Annotated in this window: 22 protein-coding genes; 10 read left to right on the top strand and 12 right to left on the bottom strand. The window is 58.8% G+C overall.

The genetic code is table 11. The annotated features are described in order from the left end of the window. Positions 1-198 precede the first annotated feature (198 nt). On the top strand, positions 199-1,086 hold the full coding sequence (gene rhtA, locus FPT12_RS15200) for a threonine/homoserine exporter RhtA (protein WP_145017141.1): 888 nt from the start codon (positions 199-201) through the stop codon (positions 1,084-1,086). Between the two features lie 167 nt (positions 1,087-1,253). Continuing rightward, positions 1,254-1,535 carry a hypothetical protein gene (locus tag FPT12_RS15195; protein WP_123584120.1) on the top strand — a complete coding sequence of 94 codons (282 nt, stop codon included), beginning with the start codon at positions 1,254-1,256 and terminating at the stop codon, positions 1,533-1,535. A gap of 12 nt (positions 1,536-1,547) precedes the next feature. Here the strand turns inward: FPT12_RS15195 and FPT12_RS15190 are convergent, their stop codons facing one another. After that, entirely contained in the window at positions 1,548-2,117 is a 570-nt protein-coding gene (locus FPT12_RS15190) for a TetR/AcrR family transcriptional regulator (RefSeq protein WP_145017139.1), read from the bottom strand. 91 nt (positions 2,118-2,208) lie between these two features. Here FPT12_RS15190 and FPT12_RS15185 point away from each other — a divergent pair, with 91 nt between their 5' ends. Then, the gene (locus tag FPT12_RS15185) at positions 2,209-2,949 is read left to right on the top strand and encodes an SDR family oxidoreductase (RefSeq protein WP_145017137.1); all 741 of its coding nucleotides are present in this window, start codon (positions 2,209-2,211) and stop codon (positions 2,947-2,949) included. Positions 2,950-2,985: 36 nt separating this feature from the next. Then, the gene (locus FPT12_RS15180) at positions 2,986-3,576 is read left to right on the top strand and encodes a 2-hydroxychromene-2-carboxylate isomerase (protein WP_145017135.1); all 591 of its coding nucleotides are present in this window, start codon (positions 2,986-2,988) and stop codon (positions 3,574-3,576) included. Here FPT12_RS15180 and FPT12_RS15175 read toward each other — a convergent pair. Further along, positions 3,573-4,571: a zinc-dependent alcohol dehydrogenase family protein gene (locus tag FPT12_RS15175; protein ID WP_145017133.1), complete on the bottom strand. Its 999-nt coding sequence runs from the start codon at positions 4,569-4,571 to the stop codon at positions 3,573-3,575. The genes FPT12_RS15180 and FPT12_RS15175 overlap by 4 nt on opposite strands. A 114-nt stretch (positions 4,572-4,685) precedes the next feature. Between FPT12_RS15175 and FPT12_RS15170 the strand changes: the two genes are divergently transcribed. Continuing rightward, positions 4,686-5,600, top strand: a complete 915-nt coding sequence (locus tag FPT12_RS15170; RefSeq protein ID WP_145017131.1) for a LysR family transcriptional regulator — start codon at positions 4,686-4,688, stop codon at positions 5,598-5,600. A gap of 15 nt (positions 5,601-5,615) precedes the next feature. Here FPT12_RS15170 and FPT12_RS15165 read toward each other — a convergent pair whose 3' ends face one another. The 4 genes from FPT12_RS15165 to FPT12_RS15150 form a co-directional block, all read right to left on the bottom strand. Then, entirely contained in the window at positions 5,616-7,424 is a 1,809-nt protein-coding gene (locus tag FPT12_RS15165) for an aminopeptidase P family protein (RefSeq protein ID WP_145017128.1), read from the bottom strand. A gap of 58 nt (positions 7,425-7,482) precedes the next feature. Next, complete coding sequence (locus tag FPT12_RS15160) at positions 7,483-8,652, bottom strand: cysteine desulfurase family protein (protein ID WP_145017127.1); 1,170 nt, start codon at positions 8,650-8,652, stop codon at positions 7,483-7,485. Positions 8,653-8,847: 195 nt separating this feature from the next. Then, positions 8,848-9,462 (bottom strand): LysE family translocator, encoded by a 615-nt coding sequence (locus tag FPT12_RS15155; protein WP_145017125.1) that lies wholly within the window; start codon positions 9,460-9,462, stop codon positions 8,848-8,850. A gap of 98 nt (positions 9,463-9,560) precedes the next feature. Next, on the bottom strand, positions 9,561-9,830 hold the full coding sequence (locus FPT12_RS15150) for a hypothetical protein (protein WP_145017123.1): 270 nt from the start codon (positions 9,828-9,830) through the stop codon (positions 9,561-9,563). A 286-nt stretch (positions 9,831-10,116) separates the two neighbouring features. Here FPT12_RS15150 and FPT12_RS15145 point away from each other — a divergent pair, with 286 nt between their 5' ends. Then, the gene (locus tag FPT12_RS15145) at positions 10,117-10,575 is read left to right on the top strand and encodes a VOC family protein (protein ID WP_145017121.1); all 459 of its coding nucleotides are present in this window, start codon (positions 10,117-10,119) and stop codon (positions 10,573-10,575) included. Positions 10,576-10,735: 160 nt separating this feature from the next. On the opposite strand, the gene FPT12_RS15140 is transcribed toward FPT12_RS15145, so the two are convergent. The 3 genes from FPT12_RS15140 to FPT12_RS15130 all read right to left on the bottom strand — a co-directional run bounded on the left by FPT12_RS15140 (position 10,736) and on the right by FPT12_RS15130 (position 13,390). Then, positions 10,736-11,221: a GNAT family N-acetyltransferase gene (locus FPT12_RS15140; protein ID WP_145017118.1), complete on the bottom strand. Its 486-nt coding sequence runs from the start codon at positions 11,219-11,221 to the stop codon at positions 10,736-10,738. 166 nt (positions 11,222-11,387) lie between these two features. Further along, positions 11,388-12,713, bottom strand: coding sequence for an ATP-binding protein (locus FPT12_RS15135; RefSeq protein ID WP_178098761.1), 1,326 nt, complete (start codon positions 12,711-12,713; stop codon positions 11,388-11,390). Next, positions 12,710-13,390 (bottom strand): response regulator, encoded by a 681-nt coding sequence (locus FPT12_RS15130; RefSeq protein WP_145017115.1) that lies wholly within the window; start codon positions 13,388-13,390, stop codon positions 12,710-12,712. The genes FPT12_RS15135 and FPT12_RS15130 overlap by 4 nt, the downstream gene beginning before the upstream one ends. Before the next feature lie 153 nt (positions 13,391-13,543). Here FPT12_RS15130 and dsbD point away from each other — a divergent pair, with 153 nt between their 5' ends. The 3 genes from dsbD to dsbG are packed head-to-tail and all read left to right on the top strand — an operon-like array spanning position 13,544 to position 16,889. Further along, positions 13,544-15,280 (top strand): protein-disulfide reductase DsbD, encoded by a 1,737-nt coding sequence (gene dsbD / locus FPT12_RS15125; protein WP_145017113.1) that lies wholly within the window; start codon positions 13,544-13,546, stop codon positions 15,278-15,280. Next, positions 15,280-16,146, top strand: coding sequence for a TlpA disulfide reductase family protein (locus FPT12_RS15120; RefSeq protein ID WP_145017111.1), 867 nt, complete (start codon positions 15,280-15,282; stop codon positions 16,144-16,146). The genes dsbD and FPT12_RS15120 overlap by 1 nt, the downstream gene beginning before the upstream one ends. Next, the gene (gene dsbG / locus FPT12_RS15115) at positions 16,122-16,889 is read left to right on the top strand and encodes a thiol:disulfide interchange protein DsbG (protein WP_145017109.1); all 768 of its coding nucleotides are present in this window, start codon (positions 16,122-16,124) and stop codon (positions 16,887-16,889) included. Before FPT12_RS15120 ends, dsbG begins: the two co-directional genes overlap by 25 nt. A 43-nt stretch (positions 16,890-16,932) precedes the next feature. Here the strand turns inward: dsbG and FPT12_RS15110 are convergent, their stop codons facing one another. Further along, positions 16,933-17,757, bottom strand: a complete 825-nt coding sequence (locus FPT12_RS15110; protein ID WP_145017107.1) for an alpha/beta fold hydrolase — start codon at positions 17,755-17,757, stop codon at positions 16,933-16,935. Positions 17,758-18,043: 286 nt separating this feature from the next. Between FPT12_RS15110 and FPT12_RS15105 the strand changes: the two genes are divergently transcribed. Further along, positions 18,044-18,592, top strand: a complete 549-nt coding sequence (locus FPT12_RS15105; RefSeq protein WP_145017105.1) for an RNA polymerase factor sigma-70 — start codon at positions 18,044-18,046, stop codon at positions 18,590-18,592. 109 nt (positions 18,593-18,701) lie between these two features. On the opposite strand, the gene FPT12_RS15100 is transcribed toward FPT12_RS15105, so the two are convergent. Together FPT12_RS15100 and FPT12_RS15095 are read right to left on the bottom strand one after the other, a co-directional pair. Then, a complete protein-coding gene (locus tag FPT12_RS15100) occupies positions 18,702-19,496 on the bottom strand; it encodes an ABC transporter substrate-binding protein (protein ID WP_178098759.1) in 795 nt (264 codons plus the stop codon). 105 nt (positions 19,497-19,601) lie between these two features. Further along, positions 19,602-20,225 carry a TetR/AcrR family transcriptional regulator gene (locus tag FPT12_RS15095; protein ID WP_145017101.1) on the bottom strand — a complete coding sequence of 208 codons (624 nt, stop codon included), beginning with the start codon at positions 20,223-20,225 and terminating at the stop codon, positions 19,602-19,604. Positions 20,226-20,291 lie beyond the last annotated feature (66 nt).

The following is a 20,291-nucleotide window of genomic DNA, read 5'->3' as shown; positions in this document are numbered from 1 at the left end:
GGCGAATTATAGACGTCCAGAATCTGCCGTCAACACTTAATTTAGTTTTTCTATCAGAAACCGGAAAACGGCATTCATTACGGCCTATGTATAGAAGCACCAACAAAGAATGCGCAGTATATTGCTCAGCGCCTAGTAGCTAAGCATGATATGCCACCCGTACACTCTATCGCCTCTCACTTTGGACGACGCCACGTAATGAATGACCAGCCCCGCAGCCTTGCATCGACTCTGTTCCCGGTTGGCCTGCTATTAATAGCCATGGCGTCGATCCAGTCTGGAGCCTCGCTGGCAAAAAGCATGTTCCCGATAGTCGGGGCACAAGGGACGACCACCCTGCGACTGATGTTCGCCAGCGTGATCATGTTGCTGCTACTGCGTCCCTGGAAGGCCAGACTCACCGCCAAGTCGTTGCGCACCGTCATCGTCTACGGCATGGCACTGGGCGGTATGAACTTCCTCTTCTATATGTCGCTCAGGACTGTCCCACTCGGAATTGCCGTTGCTCTGGAGTTCACGGGCCCGCTGGCAGTAGCAATCTATGCTTCGCGCAAGGTGATCGACTTTCTGTGGATCGGTCTGGCCATTGTCGGTTTGTTGCTGCTTATACCTACAGACGCAGCAAACACGAGCATTGACTTCATAGGCGCCGGTTATGCACTGGCCGCAGGGGTGTGCTGGGCGCTGTACATTCTATTCGGCCAGAAAGCCGGGGCAGATAACGGCGTCCAGACCGCCGCGCTGGGTGTCATGATTGCAGCACTCTTCGTTGCGCCTATTGGCATTGTCCATGCCGGAGCTGCGTTGCTCACACCATCACTGATCCCCATCGCTATTGGCGTAGCCATTCTGTCCACTGCCCTTCCGTACACCCTAGAGATGATCGCCCTCACCCGAATGCCGGCGCGAACCTTCGGCACACTGATGAGCATCGAGCCCGCATTCGGCGCATTGTCCGGACTGCTGTTTCTGCACGAGTACTTGTCCCTGGCACAGTGGATGGCCATCACTTGCATCATTCTGGCGTCCGTAGGCGCGACCATGACCATGCGCAGTGAGTCCAAGCCTTTGGTAGCAGTAGATTGATACACACTTTTACGAAGGTCTGGTATTTACCGCTCAATTGAGCCATTTTTAGCCACAACTCAATGTCAGACATGGACTTTTTCGGATAGGGATATCACTAACGATATAAACGAAAGCGCATGCTGGCAGACTCGGGCACCAGACCCGGGACCGTAATAGGGATTGGAATGAAACGATTTTTGGTATTGCTTGTTGTACTGGCCATTGCGGGTTGCGCTGCGACCTCCAGGACTGAGGTCAAACGCGGGAAAAAAGGCCTGCACATTAACTGCTCAGGCCTCTCTTCTTCCTGGGACAAGTGCTACACCAGTGCGGCCAACTCATGCGGGCCCAATGGTTACAAGGTGCTCGCCAAATCCGGAGACGCCGTGGAAGATCCAGGTGACTATCCGTTTGGCCTCAACCCTGCCGGCTATACCAGCCGTAGCATGATCGTCATCTGCAAGTAACAAGGTCCGCCCTTATTCAGCGCGTTGACCGGCAATCTGGCGTCCGATTTCTTCGTAGCTGGATTGCAAAACGCTGCGCTGGACATCCGCACTCACCAGCATTCGCGCAACCACCAGCGCGCCAACGCACTGCGACAGAATGGCCCAGGCCAGGCTGTCACTCTCCAGAATCCGCGCCCAACTTTCCTGCAACCGACAGATCCACTGCTCAGCTTGCTGGCGTACGGCGATATCCGAGCGAGCAATTTCGGCGCCCAATGTCGGCAGCGCACAGCCGGACTCGGGATGCTCGGCATGCGCCATGCTTAGGTAATGCTTGAGACAGCGCTCCAGCATGGCTCGACTCGGCTCGCCATTACCGCTCAATCGCTCAAGGCTCTGACACAGCTCACGCTCGACGATCGAACTGAAGAGTTCATCTTTTGATGAAAAGTGGCTGTAGAACGCACCGCCACTGAGCCCGATGGCCTTCATCAAGCCATCGACCCCCACCGTGCAAAAACCTTCTTTCTTGGCTGACACCGAGCTGCTTTCAAGCAGTTTCTGCCTGGTTTCCAGCTTGTGACTGGCTGAGTAACGCATCGCTTCCCCCGAAAATCCATCGCCTTGACGTCTTCAAGATCGTAGCATAACGTTCGTTTGGTTAACGATCGTTTACCAAAGAGGGATGACTATGACCACAGCTATCAATAACAAGAAAGTCGTACTGGTTGTCGGTGCTGGCGATGCCACCGGCGGAGCTATTGCCAAGCGTTTCGCACAGGAAGGGTTTGTTGCCTGCGTCACTCGTCGCAGCGCAGACAAGTTGCAGCCATTGGTCGATGCCATTCAGGCCAGTGGCGGTGAAGCCCACGGTTTTGCGTGTGATGCACGCAAGGAAGAGGAAGTAGTCGCGCTGGTTGAACAAATCGAAAGCCAGATCGGCCCGATCGAGGCGTTCGTCTTCAACATCGGTGCCAATGTGCCGTGCAGCATTCTTGAAGAGACCGCCCGCAAGTATTTCAAGATCTGGGAAATGGCCTGTTTCTCCGGATTCTTGAACGGCCGTGAAGTGGCAAAGCGTATGGCCACCCGACAACGCGGCACTATTCTATTCACCGGAGCCACCGCCGGCATGCGCGGTGCTGCTGGCTTTGCGGCGTTCGCCGGCGCCAAGCATGGCATCCGCGCACTGGCCCAAAGCATGGCGCGGGAACTGGGCCCGATGAACATTCATGTCGCCCATGTCGTGGTCGATGGCGCGATCGATACCGACTTCATTCGCGACAGCTTCCCGGAAAAGTATGCCCTCAAGGATCAGGACGGGATTCTCAACCCCGAACACATCGCCGAGAACTACTGGTACCTGCACAGCCAGCCTCGCGATGCGTGGACCTTCGAACTGGATCTGCGACCCTGGAGCGAACGCTGGTAAGCCATCCTCTCTAACAACAATCAGAGCGCATCGAACATGAGCAAACGCGTAGAGTTCTTCTTCGACCTCGGCAGCCCTGCCACTTACCTGGCTTATACCCAACTACCGAAAATCTGTGAGCAAACCGGTAGCCAACTGATCTATCAACCGATGCTGCTAGGCGGCGTATTCAAAGCTACCGGCAATGCCTCACCGGCAACGATTCCGGCCAAGGGGCATTACATGTTCCTGGATCTGAATCGTTACGCCAAGCGCTACGACGTGCCATTCCAGCTCAATCCATACTTCCCCATCAATACCCTTTTGTTGATGCGCGCCGTCACCGGCATCCAGCTACGACACCCCGAACGCTTCCTCGATTTTATCGATTGCCTGTTCCGTGCGCTCTGGGTTGATGGCCGCAACCTCAACGACCTGGCGACCGTCGCCGCGGTGTTGGCCGAACATGGCTTTGACCCCGATGAAGCGCTGGCCTTGACCGCCGATGAGGAAGTCAAAGCCGCACTCAAGGAAAAAACCGAGCAGGCGATCAAGCGCGGTGTGTTCGGTGCACCGAGCATATTTGTCGATAACGAATTGTTCTTCGGTCAAGATCGCTTGGACTTTGTCCGCGAGGCCTTGGGCTAGATCTCGATAACCAGTCGGCCCTGCGCTTCTCCCGAGGCTTGCAGGTCATAGGCTGCCTCGGCGGTTTGCAGCGTGAACCGCCGGGGATCGAGCAAAGGCTTCAACAAGCCTGCTTCAATCAACTTCGCAGCCTCACCGAGAATCTGCCCGTGACGCTCGCGACCTCTGCCGGTCAGCAAAGGCAGCAACGTGAAGACTCCCGAGTAACTCGCCGCCCGAAACGACAATGGCGCCAGACTGTGTTGCCCCCAGCCGAGACAGCTCAACACATGCCCCTGATAAGTGCGCACAGCCTTGAACGACGCATCCAGCGTCTCGCCTCCAACTGTGTCATAAACGATATCGAAACCCTCCCCCGCCGTATGTTGCTCTACATACTGTTCAACCGACTGCTGGCGGTAGTCGATAAAGGTTGCACCGAGACTTTCGATAATCGCCTGATGCCTCGCCGACCCCGTGGCAAATACCTCGGCACCGAATGCCCGAGCCAACTGCACCGCCACATGCCCGACGCCACCAGCGCCACCCTGAATCAATACCTTGTGGTCTGTCTGAACCCGGGCGCGATCCAGCAAGCCTTCCCACGCGGTGATCAACACCAACGGCAGCGCTGCCGCCTCAGTCATGCTCAGATTGATCGGTTTGCGCGCCAGTAGTCGTGTATCAACGGCGGCGAATTGCGCCAGTGAGCCCTGCTGACCGCCAATCCCGGTCGCCATGCCATACACCTGATCGCCGACCTGCCAATCGCTGACCCCGGCACCGAGTGCTTCGACAATCCCCGCCAGATCCATCCCCAACACTGCCGGTAATGGCTGACGGGCGTGAGCAGCCTCCCCGGCGCGGATTTTCCCATCCAATGGATTCAGCCCACTGGCGATGATTCTGACCAACACCTGCCCCGCTTCAGGCATGGGCTTAGGGATAGACGCCAAACGAAGCGGTGCATTGGCCGAGTCGACGATCAGGGCGAGCATTTCAATTGAGTCAGTCATTTCGCAATCTCATGTCAGTGGAGAGTTGCGTTGATCATCCGCCCACCCACTCATGCCGATAAGACGCTATATAGCTATAGTGACCATGCCTATTTGGAATCAATGAGAAAGCCCTTGGACAAACTCAATGCAATGGCGGTTTTCGTAAGAGTAGTCGAGCGCGGCAGTTTCTCTGCTGTCGCTCGGGAACTGCAGACCAGCCAACCGACCATCAGCAAAATCCTCCGGGCACTGGAAACAGAGCTTGGAGGCAAGCTGATTGCCCGCAGTACTCGCCAGCTTTCGCTGACCGACGAAGGCCAGCGTTACTACAACGAATGCCGGCAGATTCTTGCGGCGGTCGACGCGGCCGAACACAGCTTTCAGTCCGGACGGGAAGTGGTCGCCGGGCCTTTGCGAGTGGGATCCTCCGTCAGTTTCGGACGATTGCAGATTGCTGCGCGACTGCCGGACTTCCTTGAACGCTATCCACACGTAGAAATCGATTTACAGCTCAGCGATCAGAATCAGGATTTGGTCAGCGAAGGCCTGGACGTCACGTTACGCATTGGCGAGTTGAGCGATAGCGGTTTGATCGCCCGGCAGATCGGCACGACCCATCGAGTCACCGTCGCCAGTCCCGACTATCTGGATCGCCGCGGCCGACCACACACACTGGAAGAACTGAGCCGGCATAACTGCCTGCTGTTCAACCTGCTGAGCAGCCAGAATCAGTGGATCTACGAAAAAAACGCTCAGCACCACAATGTGCGAATCAAAGGCAACGCCCAGAGCAACAGTTCGGAGGCCATACGCGAGATGGTGTTGGGCGGGCTGGGTATTGCGCTGTCGCCGGTGTGGTTGTTCAGCGAGGATTTGAAGGCCGGTCGGGTGATCGCGATCTTGCAGGACTACCGCGCACAACCGTTGCCGATTCATGCGGTGTCCCCGGCCAATCGTCGCCAATCGGCCAGGGTCAAGGCGTTTGTCGACTATATGAGCGAAGCACTCGCCCACACACCCGAGCTTGCGCCGCCGTCCGAAGACTGACGGCGCAACAGCGACTCAGATCGCGGCGGTCCGGGTGTTCAGCCACACGAGCGCAGCACCGTCAAGCAATGGGCTCAAACGTTCACGAACTTGCGCGTGGTAAGCGTTAAGCCACTCGCGCTCGTCCTGAGTCAGCAACGAAGACTCCAGACAACGGGTGTCGATCGGGCACAAGGTCAGGGTTTCGAACTTGAGGAACTCGCCAAACTCGCTGCTGCCCGCCTCGCGGTTCAACGCCAGGTTCTCGATCCGCACACCCCAGCGACCTGGACGATAAGTACCCGGCTCGATCGAGGTGATCATCCCCGGCTGCATCGCGGTTTGCGGTGCCGGTGCGGCTTGGTAGGCAATCACTTGCGGGCCTTCGTGAACGTTCAGGAAGTAGCCGACACCATGCCCGGTTCCGTGACCATAATCGACGCCCTCCGCCCAGATCGGCGCACGTGCGATGGCGTCGAGCAGCGGCGAAAGAATGCCACGCGGGAACTGCGCACGGGACAAGGCAATCACGCCCTTGAGTACGCGCGTACAGTCGCGTTTCTGCTCGGCGGTCGGCGTGCCCACCGGCACCATCCGCGTAATGTCGGTGGTACCGCCCAGGTACTGGCCGCCGGAGTCGATCAGCAACAGGCCGTCGCCTTCGATCACCGCGTGTTCTTCTTCGGTCGCATGGTAGTGCGGCATCGCACCGTTGGCGTTGAAGGCTGCAATGGTGTTGAAACTCAGCGACACATACCCCGGACGACGGGTACGGGCAGCGGTCAGGTGCTCGTCGATGGTCAGTTCGGTGATGCGTTCACGACCCAGGGCGCTGTCGAGCCAGGTGAAAAACTCGCACAGTGCCGCGCCGTCCTGCTCCATGGCCTGACGGATATGCTCGGCATCGGCGAGACTTTTCTGCGACTTGGCGAGGGTCGTCGGGTTCAGCCCTTCAATCAGCTTCACGCCACTGCCGAGGTTATTCAGCAAACCGCTAGTCACCCGCGCTGGATCGATTTGCAGGCTGGCGCCATTTGGCACGGCAGCCAGCGCCGAGGTCACTTCGCTGTAGTCGCGCAGGGTGACGCCGTCCTGCTCGAGGATCGCGCGTAATGACGCATCGACCTTGCTCAGCGCGACAAACAGGGTTGCCTGCTGCTGACCGATCAAGGCGAAGGATACGAATACCGGGTTGAACGACACGTCGCCGCCGCGCAGGTTGAACAGCCAGGCGATGTCGTCGAGGGTGGCGATAAAGTGCCAATCGGCACCGCGCGCGTTCAGGCTTTCACGCAGCTTGGCGAGTTTTTCGCCACGGCTGACGGTGGCCTGCGGCGGCAAGTGCTGATAGATCGGTTGATTCGGCAGGCTCGGGCGGTCGCTCCAGACCTCGTTCAACAGATCGATATCGGTGCGCAGCCGTGCGCCACGCTCCTCAAGCTTGCTGCTCAGTGACCGTGCCGACGCCACGGCCATCACCGCACCGTCGACCGCGACCACACCCCCTTCCGGAGTTTGCTCGGCCAACCAGTCCAGCGGACCGGGTTGGCCAGGCTGAAGCTTTACCAACTCGATGCCGCTGCCCTTGAGCTCCTTGGTCGCCTGTTCCCAGTAGCGACTGTCGGCCCAAACGCCAGCGAAGTCCTGGGTGACAATCAGCGTGCCGACTGAGCCATGAAAACCCGACAACCACTGACGCCCCTGCCAGTAACCCGGCAGGTATTCCGACAAATGCGGGTCGGCCGACGGCACCAGCAGGGCGTGAATGCCCTCCCGACTCATCAGCTCGCGGGTATGCGCCAGGCGCTGGGGAACCGTTCCATGGATCAAAGGCTGCGTACTCATCATGTCTCCTGGTAACCACTTTAATTTTGTTATAGGGCGCTGACTTTTGCTCTGCGCATCAGGATTGGGCGGTAGCCCAGAACGCCGGTGCACTGGCGGTTGCTGCTTTAATCAATTGTGCGGCCTGATCGATGTCCTGCTCGGTGGTGAAACGCCCGAGACTCAAGCGAATGGTCCGCCCCGCTGTCCGCGCGTCATGCCCCAAGGCCAGCAGGACATGGGACGGCGCATTACTCGCGGAGTTGCAGGCCGACGTCGCCGAAAAGGCGATCGAAGCACTCAAGGCCTGGGAATTGAACTCGCCTTCACTGAAGGTCAGGCTCAGGGTATGAGGAATGCGTTGGGTCGGGCTGCCGTTCAAGCGTAGACCGGTAATGCCGCTGAGTTGCTCAAGCAAGCGCTCGCGCAGCCAGGCGATAGTCGCCACCTCATCGGCAAAATGTTCCGCCGCCAGCGCAAAGGCTGCGCCCATTGCTGCGATCTGATGCGTGGCCAGGGTCCCGGAGCGTAAACCGCCTTCGTGCCCGCCGCCATGGATCTGCGCCTGCAAGCGTTGCTGGGCACGCGGGCCGACGTAGAGCGCACCAATCCCCTTGGGGCCGTAGATCTTGTGTGCGGAAAACGACATCAGGTCCACCGGCCATTGGGCCAGATCAATCGCTACCTTGCCCGCGCCCTGTGCGGCGTCAACGTGAAACAACGCGCCGTGCTCACGCACCCGCTGACCGATGGCCGGGATGTCGTTGACGGTACCGAGTTCGTTGTTGACCAGCATCAGCGACACCAGAAAGGTGTCTTCGCGCAACGCCTCGCTGACTGCTTGCGCAGTAATCAGGCCTTCGGCATCCGGCAGCAGATAAGTCACGGCGACCCCGGCATCCTGCAATTGCCTGGCGGTATCGAGGATCGCCTTGTGCTCGATCTGGCTGGTGATGATGTGCCCGCCGGACTGGCCGCGGGCCTGGGCCACGCCTTTGAGGGCGAGGTTGTTGGATTCGGTGGCACCGGACGTCCAGACGATCTGCGGCGCTTGCGCGCCCACCAGGTCGGCGACTTGCTGGCGTGCCTGTTCGACCGAACGCCTGGCCTGCTGGCCATAGGCGTGGGAACTGGAAGCCGGATTGCCGAAGTTACCGCTGAACCCCAGGCAGTCGACCATCACCTGAATGACCCGCTCATCCACCGGTGTGGTGGCGGCGTAATCAAAATACAAAGGACGCTTATTCATAAAAGGACTCGCAGAGCTTGTTCCGGGATCAGGTGTATTCGCTGAATGCGCCGCACTGGAGGTGGTGTAAAAACTGCGGGAAATCAGCAATACCTGATCGGATGCCATTAAAGAAGTACGACTTCATTTCAAAGTGCGTAGGAACGCTCCTGAAGTCGAGCTTAACAGGCATCGGACACCGGGTTGAAGCGCAAGTCAGCTAAAGCTCTCATGCAGCATCGGATACAGCGAAGCGACCAGCAGCAGGGCCATGCCCCAGTTGAACACCCGCAACCAGCGCCGATCACGCAGGACATTGCGCAACAGGCTGCCGCAAGCCACCCAGACACTGACGCTCGGCAGGTTGATGATGGCGAATACCGCAGCGATGACGATCACATTGGTGAAGTAGCCCTGCAGCGGTGTGTAGGTGCTGATGGCGCCAATCGCCATGATCCAGGATTTCGGGTTGACCCATTGAAACGCTGCCGCCCCCCAGTAGCTGATGGGTTTGGCGTGACCTTGTTCGGCTTCGGAGACTGGACCTGAATGAGCGATTTTCCACGCCAGGTACAGCAGATAGGCCGCGCCGACATAGCGCAGCACGCTGTACAGCACAGGATAGGTTTGAAACACCGCGCCCAGGCCAAAACCGACGGCGAGCACAAGGACGAAGAAGCCGCAGGTGATGCCGAACATGTGCGGGATGGAGCGGTTGAAGCCGAAATTGACGCCCGAGGCCAGCAACATCGTGTTGTTGGGGCCAGGGGTGATCGAGGTCACCAGGGCGAACAAGGCAAAACCCAGCAGTAAATCCAGCGAGAGCGTCATGGAGGCGAGTCCGTCAGGGTCAGTCAGATGTTGACCCTATCGCAGCCCCTGCGCGAAACCCACGGACAGTTACGTGAAAGTTCGAGCAGTACAGTCGCTTAGCTGGCGTGGCCGTGAAGAGGCACCGCGCGCTCGGCGTTCATCTCGCCATGCTGGTCAAAACCGAAAGTTTTCTTCGACTGGCCGAGCAATTCGGCTTTTTTGGCCTGGTATTCATCAAACGACAAACCGCGACGATTCAAGGCTTCCAGCGCCAGCTCTTGGGTTTCTTCGGCGGTGTACGGGCGCAATTCGGGGGCAGGATGACTGGCGCAACCGGCGAGCACCGAGGCAACCAATAACAATGAGGTGGCGAGCAAATGGTTCACGGGGAGGCTTCCTGCGAGCTGGTCTTGAGCAATGGACACAGGCTACTCCCGCCCCTTGAGCGACAAAAATCATCGCTCTCGATAGTCGCTATTGATCGATGCGTGGCTTGTTGGCCGTTTTGAACGGGCATCGAAACGAACCGCCGGTTCATCGTTGATGTCGCAACAGTGGCGATGCTGCAACCCGTCGGCCACTCGGTAGCCTTGATGGGGCTGACCTATAGTGAACCGACCGGAAATCGGCGAAGGAATTGCAACATCCCCCCCAAAAGTATGGAGAACGGTCATGAGCGTTAAACCCATTCCCGAGGGTTATCACAGCGTCACGCCCTACTTGGGAATCCAGAAAGCCGCCGAGGCGATCGACTTTTACAAGAAAGCCTTTGGCGCCACGGAAGTCATGCGTTTGACGATGCCCGACGGTGGCGTCGGCCATGCCGAACTGCGTATTGGCGACTGCGCCATCATGCTCGGCACGCCGTGCGATCAAGGCCCGCTGAGCAACCCCGACAAATCACCGTCCGTGGGCTTGCATCTGTATGTCGAGGATGTGGACAAAAGCTACGCCCAGGCAATCAAGGCGGGTGGCACGGTGGTTTCGGAAGTGAAAGATCAGTTCTACGGCGACCGCTCGGGCACCTTGAAGGACCCCTTCGGCCATGTGTGGTTCCTGTCGTCGCGCAAGGAGAACCTGACTCAGGCGCAAATCGAAGAGCGCGCAAAAGACATGTTCAAGCAGCAATAACTCCTCGTCTCTGCCTGAGCTGCCGAAGGCTGCGATCTGATGATAGTGACCAAAACTACACACCCGGCAGGTGCGCACTCCGGTTCGGGCGCGCACGTGCGGGTTTTCCTGTTCTGGAAACGCATCAGAACCGCAAGGATTTACACCCTCGGGCGGCTTTCTATGGGAGTGCTGTCAGCAACTTGTTCATGGGGACCGCCGTGAGCCCGGCAACACTGAAGGTTTCTGCGCAGCGTCGGTACCCAAGGTGCTGAAAAAACTCTTCGCTGGTGCCGGTGCTGTTGAGTCGTGCCTGACTGAAACCATGCTCGATCAACCAGGTTTCGAGACCCTGGATCAACGCCTGCCCGGCACCCCGACGAAACCATTCCGGCAGGACGTAACAAAACCCGACCTTGCCGCTGACAGCAGCCATGGCCACGCCAATCGGTTTTTCGTCCAACAGCGCGAGATTAAGGTACAGGCGAGGGTCGGCCAGCCAGGGCCGTACATGTTCAACGGTTTTGTTGTGGGTCCAGGCCGCGACGACTTTCGGGTCATTGCGGTGATCCCCAGCGCACCCGACCTTGATCGAGCGCTCGACGATCCGGCTGATAATCCCCGCATCCGCGGGCCCGGCCTTGCAAATGTGTACGGAAGCATCCATAGCGCTATCACCTCAATCCATTGAGTCAAAGCTGCGAAGGACGATAGCGCCGCAAGGGCCAGGTGGCTAATGGAGAGAAGTTACATTTGATGTGGTAAACCAATCCGTAGCAGCTGGCGTAGCCTGCTGCTACGAATGCCGGACGTATGAGCGCATGTGGGCACACTCAGGCCGACTGCAACGGCATCGTCAGTTCAACCCGCAAGCCGTCGGTACGGCTGTCGAAATGCAACACGCAGCCGCAGCGCTGGACAATCGCCTGGACAATCGCCAGCCCAAGTCCGCAGCCGGTGCTTGAGCCGTTGCGCCAGAATCGCTGGGTCAGGTGTTGCAGATCATCGGCGGCAATGCCCGGGCCATGGTCGCGCACTTGAAAACGCACGCGGTTACCCGTGGTTTCAAGGCTCAGTTCCACCGTCGCCTCCGCCGGGGTGTGGCGCAAGGCGTTGTCCAACAGGTTGCGCAAGGCGGCAATCGACAGCACGGCGGGCATTTGCACCGGTGCCTGTGAGTAATTCGCCGGCAAGTGCAGTTTGATCCGCAGACGATCACCGCTGGCCGCGTCCTGAATCGCCAAACGGGCCACCTCTTCGGCACTGCACTGCACGCCGTCGTCGAACGACAGACTGCCTTCAACCCGCGCCAGCAACAGCAGTTGCTCAAGCGTGCGATGCAAGCGATCGGCGCCCTCCTCGGCGTGAGTCAGGGACTGATCGCGGGCGGCGCCTTCGGTCATGCGCGCCACTTGCAGATGTGTCTTGATCGCTGTCAGCGGACTGCGCAGCTCATGAGCAGCGTCGCCCGTCAGCCGTCGCTCGCGCTCGATGGCCTTGCCGATTCGCTGGAACAGCTGATTCTGGGTTTCCAGCAACGGTTGCAGTTCGCTCGGCAACGGCTGGATCTGCAACGGTTCAAGAGAATCGGCACTGCGACGCATCAAGGCGTCGCGCATGCGATTCAGCGGCGCCAGGCCTTGGCCGATCCCCAGCCAGAGCAGCCACAGGCAACCGAGCAACGCTACACCCACCGGCACCGATGCGGCCAGCAGCACCGACATGTTCAGCGCCTCGCGCTCGACTTGTCGGTCGGCCGTGGTGATGCGCACATCACCGCGAGCCAAGGTGAAACTGCGCCAGCGCACACCGTTGATCATCTGGTCATGGAAGCCCATCTTTTCGGCTTCCAGGGTTTGCTCGGGAGTGCTGTGACTGCGGGCAAGTATCTCGCCGCGCAGGGAGCTGACCTGGCAAGCCATGCCCCCCGGAATATTCAATTGCTCAGCACTGAAATGCGTGCCATCGCCCTTGCTCGGCAGGGTTGGCAATTGTTCGAGCAACCCGGCGACCATGCGCGCCGAGGCCACCAGCCGCTGGTCGAGGGAAAACATCATCTGATTGCGCAGGTCGCTGAGCATCCAGGCCGCAGCCAGGGCCCAGATCAGCGCGAAAGCCGCGCCGAGGGTCAGACTCAGGCGCAAACGCAAACTCATCACTTCGAGTGTTCTCCGCCATCTGCCGGCCCAAGGCGGTAACCCAGCCCACGCACGGTTTCAACGATGCCGTTGCCGAGTTTACGTCGCAGGTGATGGATATGAACGTTGAGGGCGTTGCTTTCCAGTTCATCGTTGAAACCGTAGACGCTGTCCTTGAGCTGTTCCGTCGACAGCACCCGGCCACGATTGTGCAACAAGGCTTGCAACAGCGATTGCTCGCGACGCGACAAGTCCACCGGTTGACCGGCCAGCAGGGTTTCCCGGCTGCTCGGGTCGTAAGTCAGGGCGCCATGTTCGATCAGATTGACGCTGCGCCCCGCCACCCGTCGCAACAAGGTGTGCAGACGCGCGGCCAGTTCACGCAGGTCGAAAGGCTTGAGCAGGTAATCATCGGCGCCCGCTTGCAAGCCATCGACGCGGTCGGTCACCGAATCGCGCGCAGTCAGAATCAGCACCGGAATCTCCAGCCCGTGATGACGCAACTGCTGAAGCAGCCTCAGTCCGTCCTCGTCCGGCAGTCCCAGGTCGAGCACCATCACATCGAACTCGGCAACTTTGAGCATCGCTCGGGCAGCCGAGGCCGTGGCGACGTGCTCCACGGTCAGGCCCTGGGCCGTGAGACCGGCAACGATGCCGCTGGCGATCAGCTCATCATCTTCACAGACAAGTACGTGCATGGTGAGGCCTGTAGAAAAGCATTGATTAAGAAGACGCCGGATTAAGCGGACATTATGCCCGACGCCTCATTGCCACAAGGATAGCGCGGTTAATCATCGGTTAATCGCCACCCATCATCGTGCACCCTACTTGCACCGCGATAAGGCTTCCCCATGCGTCGTCTGTTTCTACTCTTTTTTCTTTTCATCGCAGGGCTGGCACAGGCAGCGTCGAATCCGTTCGACACCAAACCGGACTTCCTGCCGGTCGGCAAAGCCTTTGTTTTTACCTCCGAACGCCTTGATTCAGGCGAAACTCAACTCTTCTGGCAAATTGCCGACGGCTACTATCTGTATCAGCAACGGATGAAGTTCGACGGCTTGCCCGACGCGCATAAACCGCCACTGCCTGTAGGTGAAGCCCACAGCGACGAGTTTTTTGGTGATCAGCAGATTTATCGCCAAGGCCTGGAGCTGAAGATCCCGGCCGGCGCCAGTGGCCAGATCAACGTGGGGTTTCAGGGCTGTGCCGATGCCGGCTTGTGTTATCCGCCGCAAACTCAGGTGATTGATCTGGGTGGCGGCGCAGCGGCGGTCAGCGCAAGTGAAGCACCGGATCAAGCCTTGGCAAGCGGTCTGCAACAGCGTGCGTTAGGCTGGAGCTTGTTGGTGTTCTTTGGTCTGGGACTATTGCTGGCTTTCGCGCCTTGCTCGTTGCCGATGCTGCCGATTCTCGCCGGTTTGATCGTCGGCAGTGGTGCCAGCCCCAAGCGCGGTTTCGCCCTGGCCGGCAGTTACGTGGTCAGCATGGCGCTGGTGTACTCTGCGCTGGGCGTGCTGGCCGCATTGCTCGGTGCGAACTTGCAGGCCTTGCTGCAGAACGTCTGGTTACTCGGCAGTTTCGCCGTGGTGTTTGTGTTGTTGTCGTTGCCGATGTTCGGTTTCTTCGAACTGCAACTGCCGGTCGCGCTGCGTGACCGTCTGGAAAACGCCAGTCGCAAGCAAGGCGGCGGCAGCCTGATCGGTGCCGGGGTGCTCGGCGCCTTGTCCGGCTTGCTGGTCGGCCCGTGCATGACCGCGCCGCTGGCCGGGGCTTTGTTGTACATCGCCCAGAGCGGCAACGCACTGCACGGCGGGCTGATCCTGTTCGCCATGGGCATCGGCATCGGTTTGCCGCTGTTGTTGCTAGTGACCGTCGGCAATCGCTTCCTGCCCAAACCCGGCACCTGGATGAACCTGCTCAAAGGCATCTTCGGTTTCCTGTTCCTCGGCACCGCGCTGGTGATGGTGCGGCCAGTGCTTGATGAGTCGCTATGGATTGGCCTGTGGGGCGCGCTGTTGTTGATCATCGCCTACAGTGCCTGGCGCCAGACCGGCGGATTCGGCCGCGCCGCCCATGTGTTCGGTGGCATGGCGCTGCTTTCCGGGTTGTGGGGCAGCCTGCTGTTGATCGGTGCCGCAGGCGGCAGTGATGACCTGTTCAATCCGTTGCAGGTTTACAGTGCACAGGCGTCGACCCGCGTCGCCGGCCCCACGGCCGAGGACGCCTTCATCACCGTCAAGGATCCTGCAGCGCTGCAACACGAACTCGACACTGCCCGCGCCCAGGGCCAGTGGGTGCTGCTGGACTACTACGCTGACTGGTGTGTGTCGTGCAAGATCATGGAGAAACAGGTGTTCGGCAAACCTCAGGTAGTAGACGCGCTGAAAGATGTCCGCTTGCTGCGTCTGGACGTCACCGCCGACAATGCCGCCAGCCGTGAACTGCTCGGCCGTTATAAAGTGCCGGGGCCGCCAAGCCTGTTGTGGATCGGCACCGACGGCATCGAGCGCCGCAGCCAGCGCATCACCGGAGAGGTGGATGCCGCCGGTTTCCTCCAACGCTGGAACATGACTCGGGACGCTCGTTGATGCTGACCTTTACCCTCGGCACCTTTGCCATTGCGCTCAACCACCTGCTGCTGATCAGTGCCCTGGCATTGGCCACCCTGGTCGGCTGGCGGGTGGCCAAGCGCGGTGGCGAGAACCCCGAGTCTGTGCTGTTCAGTCTGTTCCTGCTGGGTTTGCTCGCTGCCCGGATCGGCTTTGTGCTCGCCTACTGGGCCCACTACCGCGATGACCCGTGGCAGATCATCGACCTGCGCGATGGTGGCTTCCTCGCCTGGCCCGGGGTGATTGCCTTGCTGCTGGCAACACTGCTGCGGGGCTGGCGCCGACCGGCGCTGCGCAAACCGTTGGGCTTTGGTGTCGGCAGCGGCCTGTTGTTCTGGTTGCTGGCGAGTGTGTCCCTGAGCCTTTACGAACAAGGCACGCGCCTGCCGGACATCGTCTTGCGCAACGCCGCTGGCGAAACCGTGCAACTGGCCGATTATCAGGGCGGCCCCTTGGTGATCAACTTGTGGGCCACCTGGTGCCCGCCCTGCCGGCGTGAAATGCCGGTGCTGGAGAACGCCCAGCAACATCGGCCCGACCTGACCTTTCTGTTCGTCAATCAGGCCGAAAGCATGCAAAGTGTCAGCACCTTCCTCGCGACCCAAGGCCTGAGCCTTTCCAATGTGCTGTTCGATGGCGGCGGCCGACTGAGTCAGGCCGTCGGCTCCATGGCGCTACCGACTACGCTGTTCTACAGCGCCGAAGGCCGAATGCTCGGTAGCCACCTGGGTGAATTATCAGAAGCCAGCCTGGCCCGCGCCCTGGAAAACTTCGACTCCCCAACTTCAGCCATACAGGCCACACCCTCAAGGAAATTGCCATGCCCCGCCTCCGCCACCTGCTGACGCTATCCCTGGGCGCAGCGCTGCTGCAAATCCCGATGCTGCAGGCCGAAGAACTGCCTGCGGCGATCCGTAAGATCGAAGAAAAAGGCGCGAAAATCATCGGCAGTTTCGATGCGCCTGACGGCCTGCGTGGTTATGCGGCGCAGTATCAGAACCGCGGCATGGCCTTGTACCTGACGCCCGACGGCCAGCATGTGCTGCTTGGCAACCTGTACGACGCCGATGGCAAGGACCTGAGTGCCGAGCCGCTGCAAAAACTGGTCTACGCGCCAATGGCCAAGGAAGTCTGGGCGAAGATGGACGCCAGCAACTGGATCGCCGACGGCAGCAAGGATGCACCGCGCACCGTCTACCTGTTCAGCGACCCGAATTGCCCTTACTGCAACATGTTCTGGGAGCAGGCCCGGCCGTGGGTGAAGGCCGGCAAAGTGCAGCTGCGGCACATCATGGTCGGCATTATCCGCGAAGACAGCCCCGGCAAATCCGCTGCGCTGTTGGCCAGCAAGGACCCAGGCAAGTCCCTGGAGGAACACGAAAAGGCCGGCAAGCAAAGCTCGCTGAAAGCGCTGACAAGCATTCCCGCCGCGATCCAGGCCAAACTCGATGCCAACATGAAGTTGATGGAAGAACTCGAACTGTCCGCCACCCCGGCCATCTTCTATCTGGATGACAAGGGCGAGTTGCAACAACAGCAAGGCGCGCCGTCGCCGGATAAGCTGGTGAAGATTCTCGGGCCAAAGTGATTTAAAGATGAACAATCGTTCCACTCTGCGTGGGAACGATCTGTTACGCGGTCTTGCGAGTTTTCTCGCGCAGAAACTTCAGCAGCGCCTCGGTAACGAACTCAGGATTCTCCAGGTTCGAAATATGCCCTGCCTCCGGCACCAACAGATAAGGACAACCGATCAACTCGGCCATTTCCCTGGTTTCCGATGGCGGGCGCGGTTTGTCCTGATCACCGCACATCAGCAGCGTGGTTTCAGGATTCAGCTCGCCCAGACGCGGTAACAGATCATCACGACCAAACGTAATGCGCCCCATCGGCACAATGCTTTCACGCAAACGCTCAGGCAGCAGCGCGGCCAGCTTGGCACGGAAATGCTGATAGAGCGCTGACTGAGAATCGATGCCTGGGCGGAAGAAAATCGGCACTACGATATCGAGTAACTGCGGTGAGATGACACCGCTGTCTTCAATCTGCTTGAACAACGAGAAATAGTACTGGCGAGTCGGCTCGGGCTCGACACCGACATAGGTGTCCATCAACACCAGGCCATTGAGACGCTGCGGGGCCGACAGCGCCAGACGCACCCCCCACATGCCGCCGACCGAAAGGCCAACCAGACTGACGCGGTCAATATCCAGATGATCAAGCAGCGCCAGTACCTGCCGCGCCTGATCATCCAGCGAAGTCATGCCCGCAGGTAACGGCCCGGACTCCCCGTGCCCCCACAGGTCCAGGGCAATCACCCGATAGTGTTGCGACAACGCCGCAATCTGTGGTGCCCACATGGCCTGGTCCCACAAGTAACTGCCGGCCAACAGCACCACTGGACCACAGCCCTGATCAACGTAGTGAAGCGCTTGTCCATCAATCGTAGCGAAGGGCATCCACGGTCTCCTTTCTGAATGGGGTCAACCAAAAAACTCCGGCAGCCTGTCCCGGTGACGGGGGACAGTCAATCCGAACTTCAATAGAGGTTGTAGCAAGTCTGCGCCGCTCAGCAGCAAACGCGTTTCAAGGACTGTCTGCGTTAGGCATCGGCCAAAGAGGCTGCAATATAACAATAGCTATCATTTGACAATAATTATCATTAAGCCTAGCTTGTCACTCGATGCGTAGGACGGCTCCGAACCCCTGGTCGTCCTGCTTACTTTTTGCTGCAAGGTGATTTCCATGATGGAACCAGTAACCACAAGCAGGTGCGACTCACCCTTACTCCAGGCGTTCGTTGATAACCGGTTGATTCTGGTCAAAATCGCAGCCCGCATTACCGGCTGCCGATCCCGCGCAGAAGATGTCGTTCAGGATGCGTTTTTCAGGCTGCAATCAGCACCGAAGATCACCTCCTCGTTCAAGGCTCAGCTCAGCTACCTGTTTCAGATCGTACGTAACCTGGCGATTGACCACTACCGCAGACAGGCGCTGGAACAAAAGTATTCGGGCACCGAAGAAGAAGGCTTGAACGTGGCCATTCACGATGCCTCGCCAGAAACCTCGCACATCAACTTCTCGACTCTGGAAAACATCGCCGACGCCCTCGACCAGTTACCGAGTCGCACCCGCTACGCCTTCGAGATGTATCGCCTGCACGGCGTGCCGCAAAAGGATATCGCCAAGGAACTCGGTGTGTCGCCGACCCTGGTGAACTTCATGATCCGTGATGCCCTGGTGCATTGCCGCAAGGTTTCGGGCAAGCGCAGCGATACGTTCGCCCACCGCTAAAAGATCGCAGCCTGTGTGTTGTGGTTCAGTTTTTTTGGACCATTCTGGGGAAACCGCCTTGAACCTCACCGAGCAAGCGCAAGTTTCGGGTCAAAGGGTTGGCCTGACTTCAGCTTTTAGGCACCGGCACGATGGCAATCTTGTACGGATCGAAAATTTTCAGCATCTGCCCGTTATCCCGCAACCCCTGCAGCAACTTGCCGAAGGTTTCTGCGCTGATCGGCGCTTGTGGACGCAATAGCGCGTAATGGTGATAAACCTGATCGATGCGTTGGGATACCAGCAATTGCGCCCTGACCTTTTCATTGCGCAGCAAATAATCGTAAAGGTACGAACGTGTGACCAGTGCAATGTCGGCACGGTCGCGAAGGATCATTAAAATATTGCTGTCGTGGGAAGTCGTGAGCGTCGCTTTGTAAGTGTCCTTGAGAAATTGCGGATCGTTATTGAAATTGGCGAATTCATAGTGATAACCGCTGTACAGCGCCAGACGCTTGCCTTTCAAATCGGCGAAGTAACCCTGCTGACGATCCGGCTTGCTCTGTGCGACAAAGATTTCAGCATCTTCAAGCCCCATGTCGACAGTGCTGTGCGGGATATCCTTCCAGCCCCACTCCGGGTTTTCGAAGATCGCCATGTCAGTCCGGCCATCCTGGAAATCACCGAATCGACGCTGCAATGAGGTCGGTACGAGTTTGAACTCATAGTCGGTTTGCATCTTGTTCAGCGCCTCGACCAACTGCGGCAGCAACCCGGTATCGTCGCCATTCTCCGGTCGAACGGTATACGGCGGAAAATGCGCAGCGCCCACCTGCACCACTTGTGCGGCCGAAGCCGGCAGTACGAACAGCGCACCCAGCGCCATCAGCGAAATCCGTAAAGCCTTCCGAACTGGCGAAGACATCAAAACAAACCCACCTTTTAAAATATATCGACTACAACCAAGCTAGGCGGTTTTATCCACTTAGACAACTTGGTGATGGCTATTTAATAAGTTTTAGCGAAACGGTCACTTTTCTTCCAACACCAGAATCAAGGCTTCGTCGGCCAATTGATCGAGGCTCATGCTGCCGTCCGCGCGAAACCAGGTGGTGGTCCAGGACAGCGCGCCGGTTAGAAAACGTCGGGTGATAAACACGTCGCCGCGAATGAAACCGGCGTCTTTCGCCTCACCCAGCACTTGCAACCAGATCTGCTCATAGATATCCCGCAGCGCCAACACCTGGGCCTGACCTTCTTCGGACAGCGAACGCCATTCGTAGACCAGCACCGCCATCGCTTCGCCGCTTCCGCCCATGATCGACTGCAACTCACAGCGGATCAGCGCCAGCACTCGCTCGCGTACGCTGGTCGCTTGCGCCAGGGAGGCGCGCATCAATGCGGTGTTGTAGCGGATGGTTTCCTCCATCACTGCCCGCAGGATTTCATCCTTGCTTTTGAAGTGATGAAAAATGCTTCCTGACTGAATCCCGACCGCACTGGCGAGGTCACGTACCGTGGTGCGCTCGTAGCCCTTGTTGCGAAACAGGTGAGCAGCCATTTGCAGCAGTTTGCCGCGAGCGCTGTCGGGATCGGTCAGCTGCCCGTTGTCGACCAGTTCGCGCATTACCAGCAGGGCTTTTTGCTCGTCCACCCGTTCTCTCCTACAGTCGCTCAATCAATTGTGCGATCACACCACGAATGCAATGGGTTTGTGCGG

The sequence above is a fragment of the Pseudomonas sp. H3(2019) genome, from assembly GCF_007713465.1.
GTDB lineage: Bacteria > Pseudomonadota > Gammaproteobacteria > Pseudomonadales > Pseudomonadaceae > Aquipseudomonas.
This window is presented reverse-complemented; position numbering and strand designations above follow the sequence as displayed.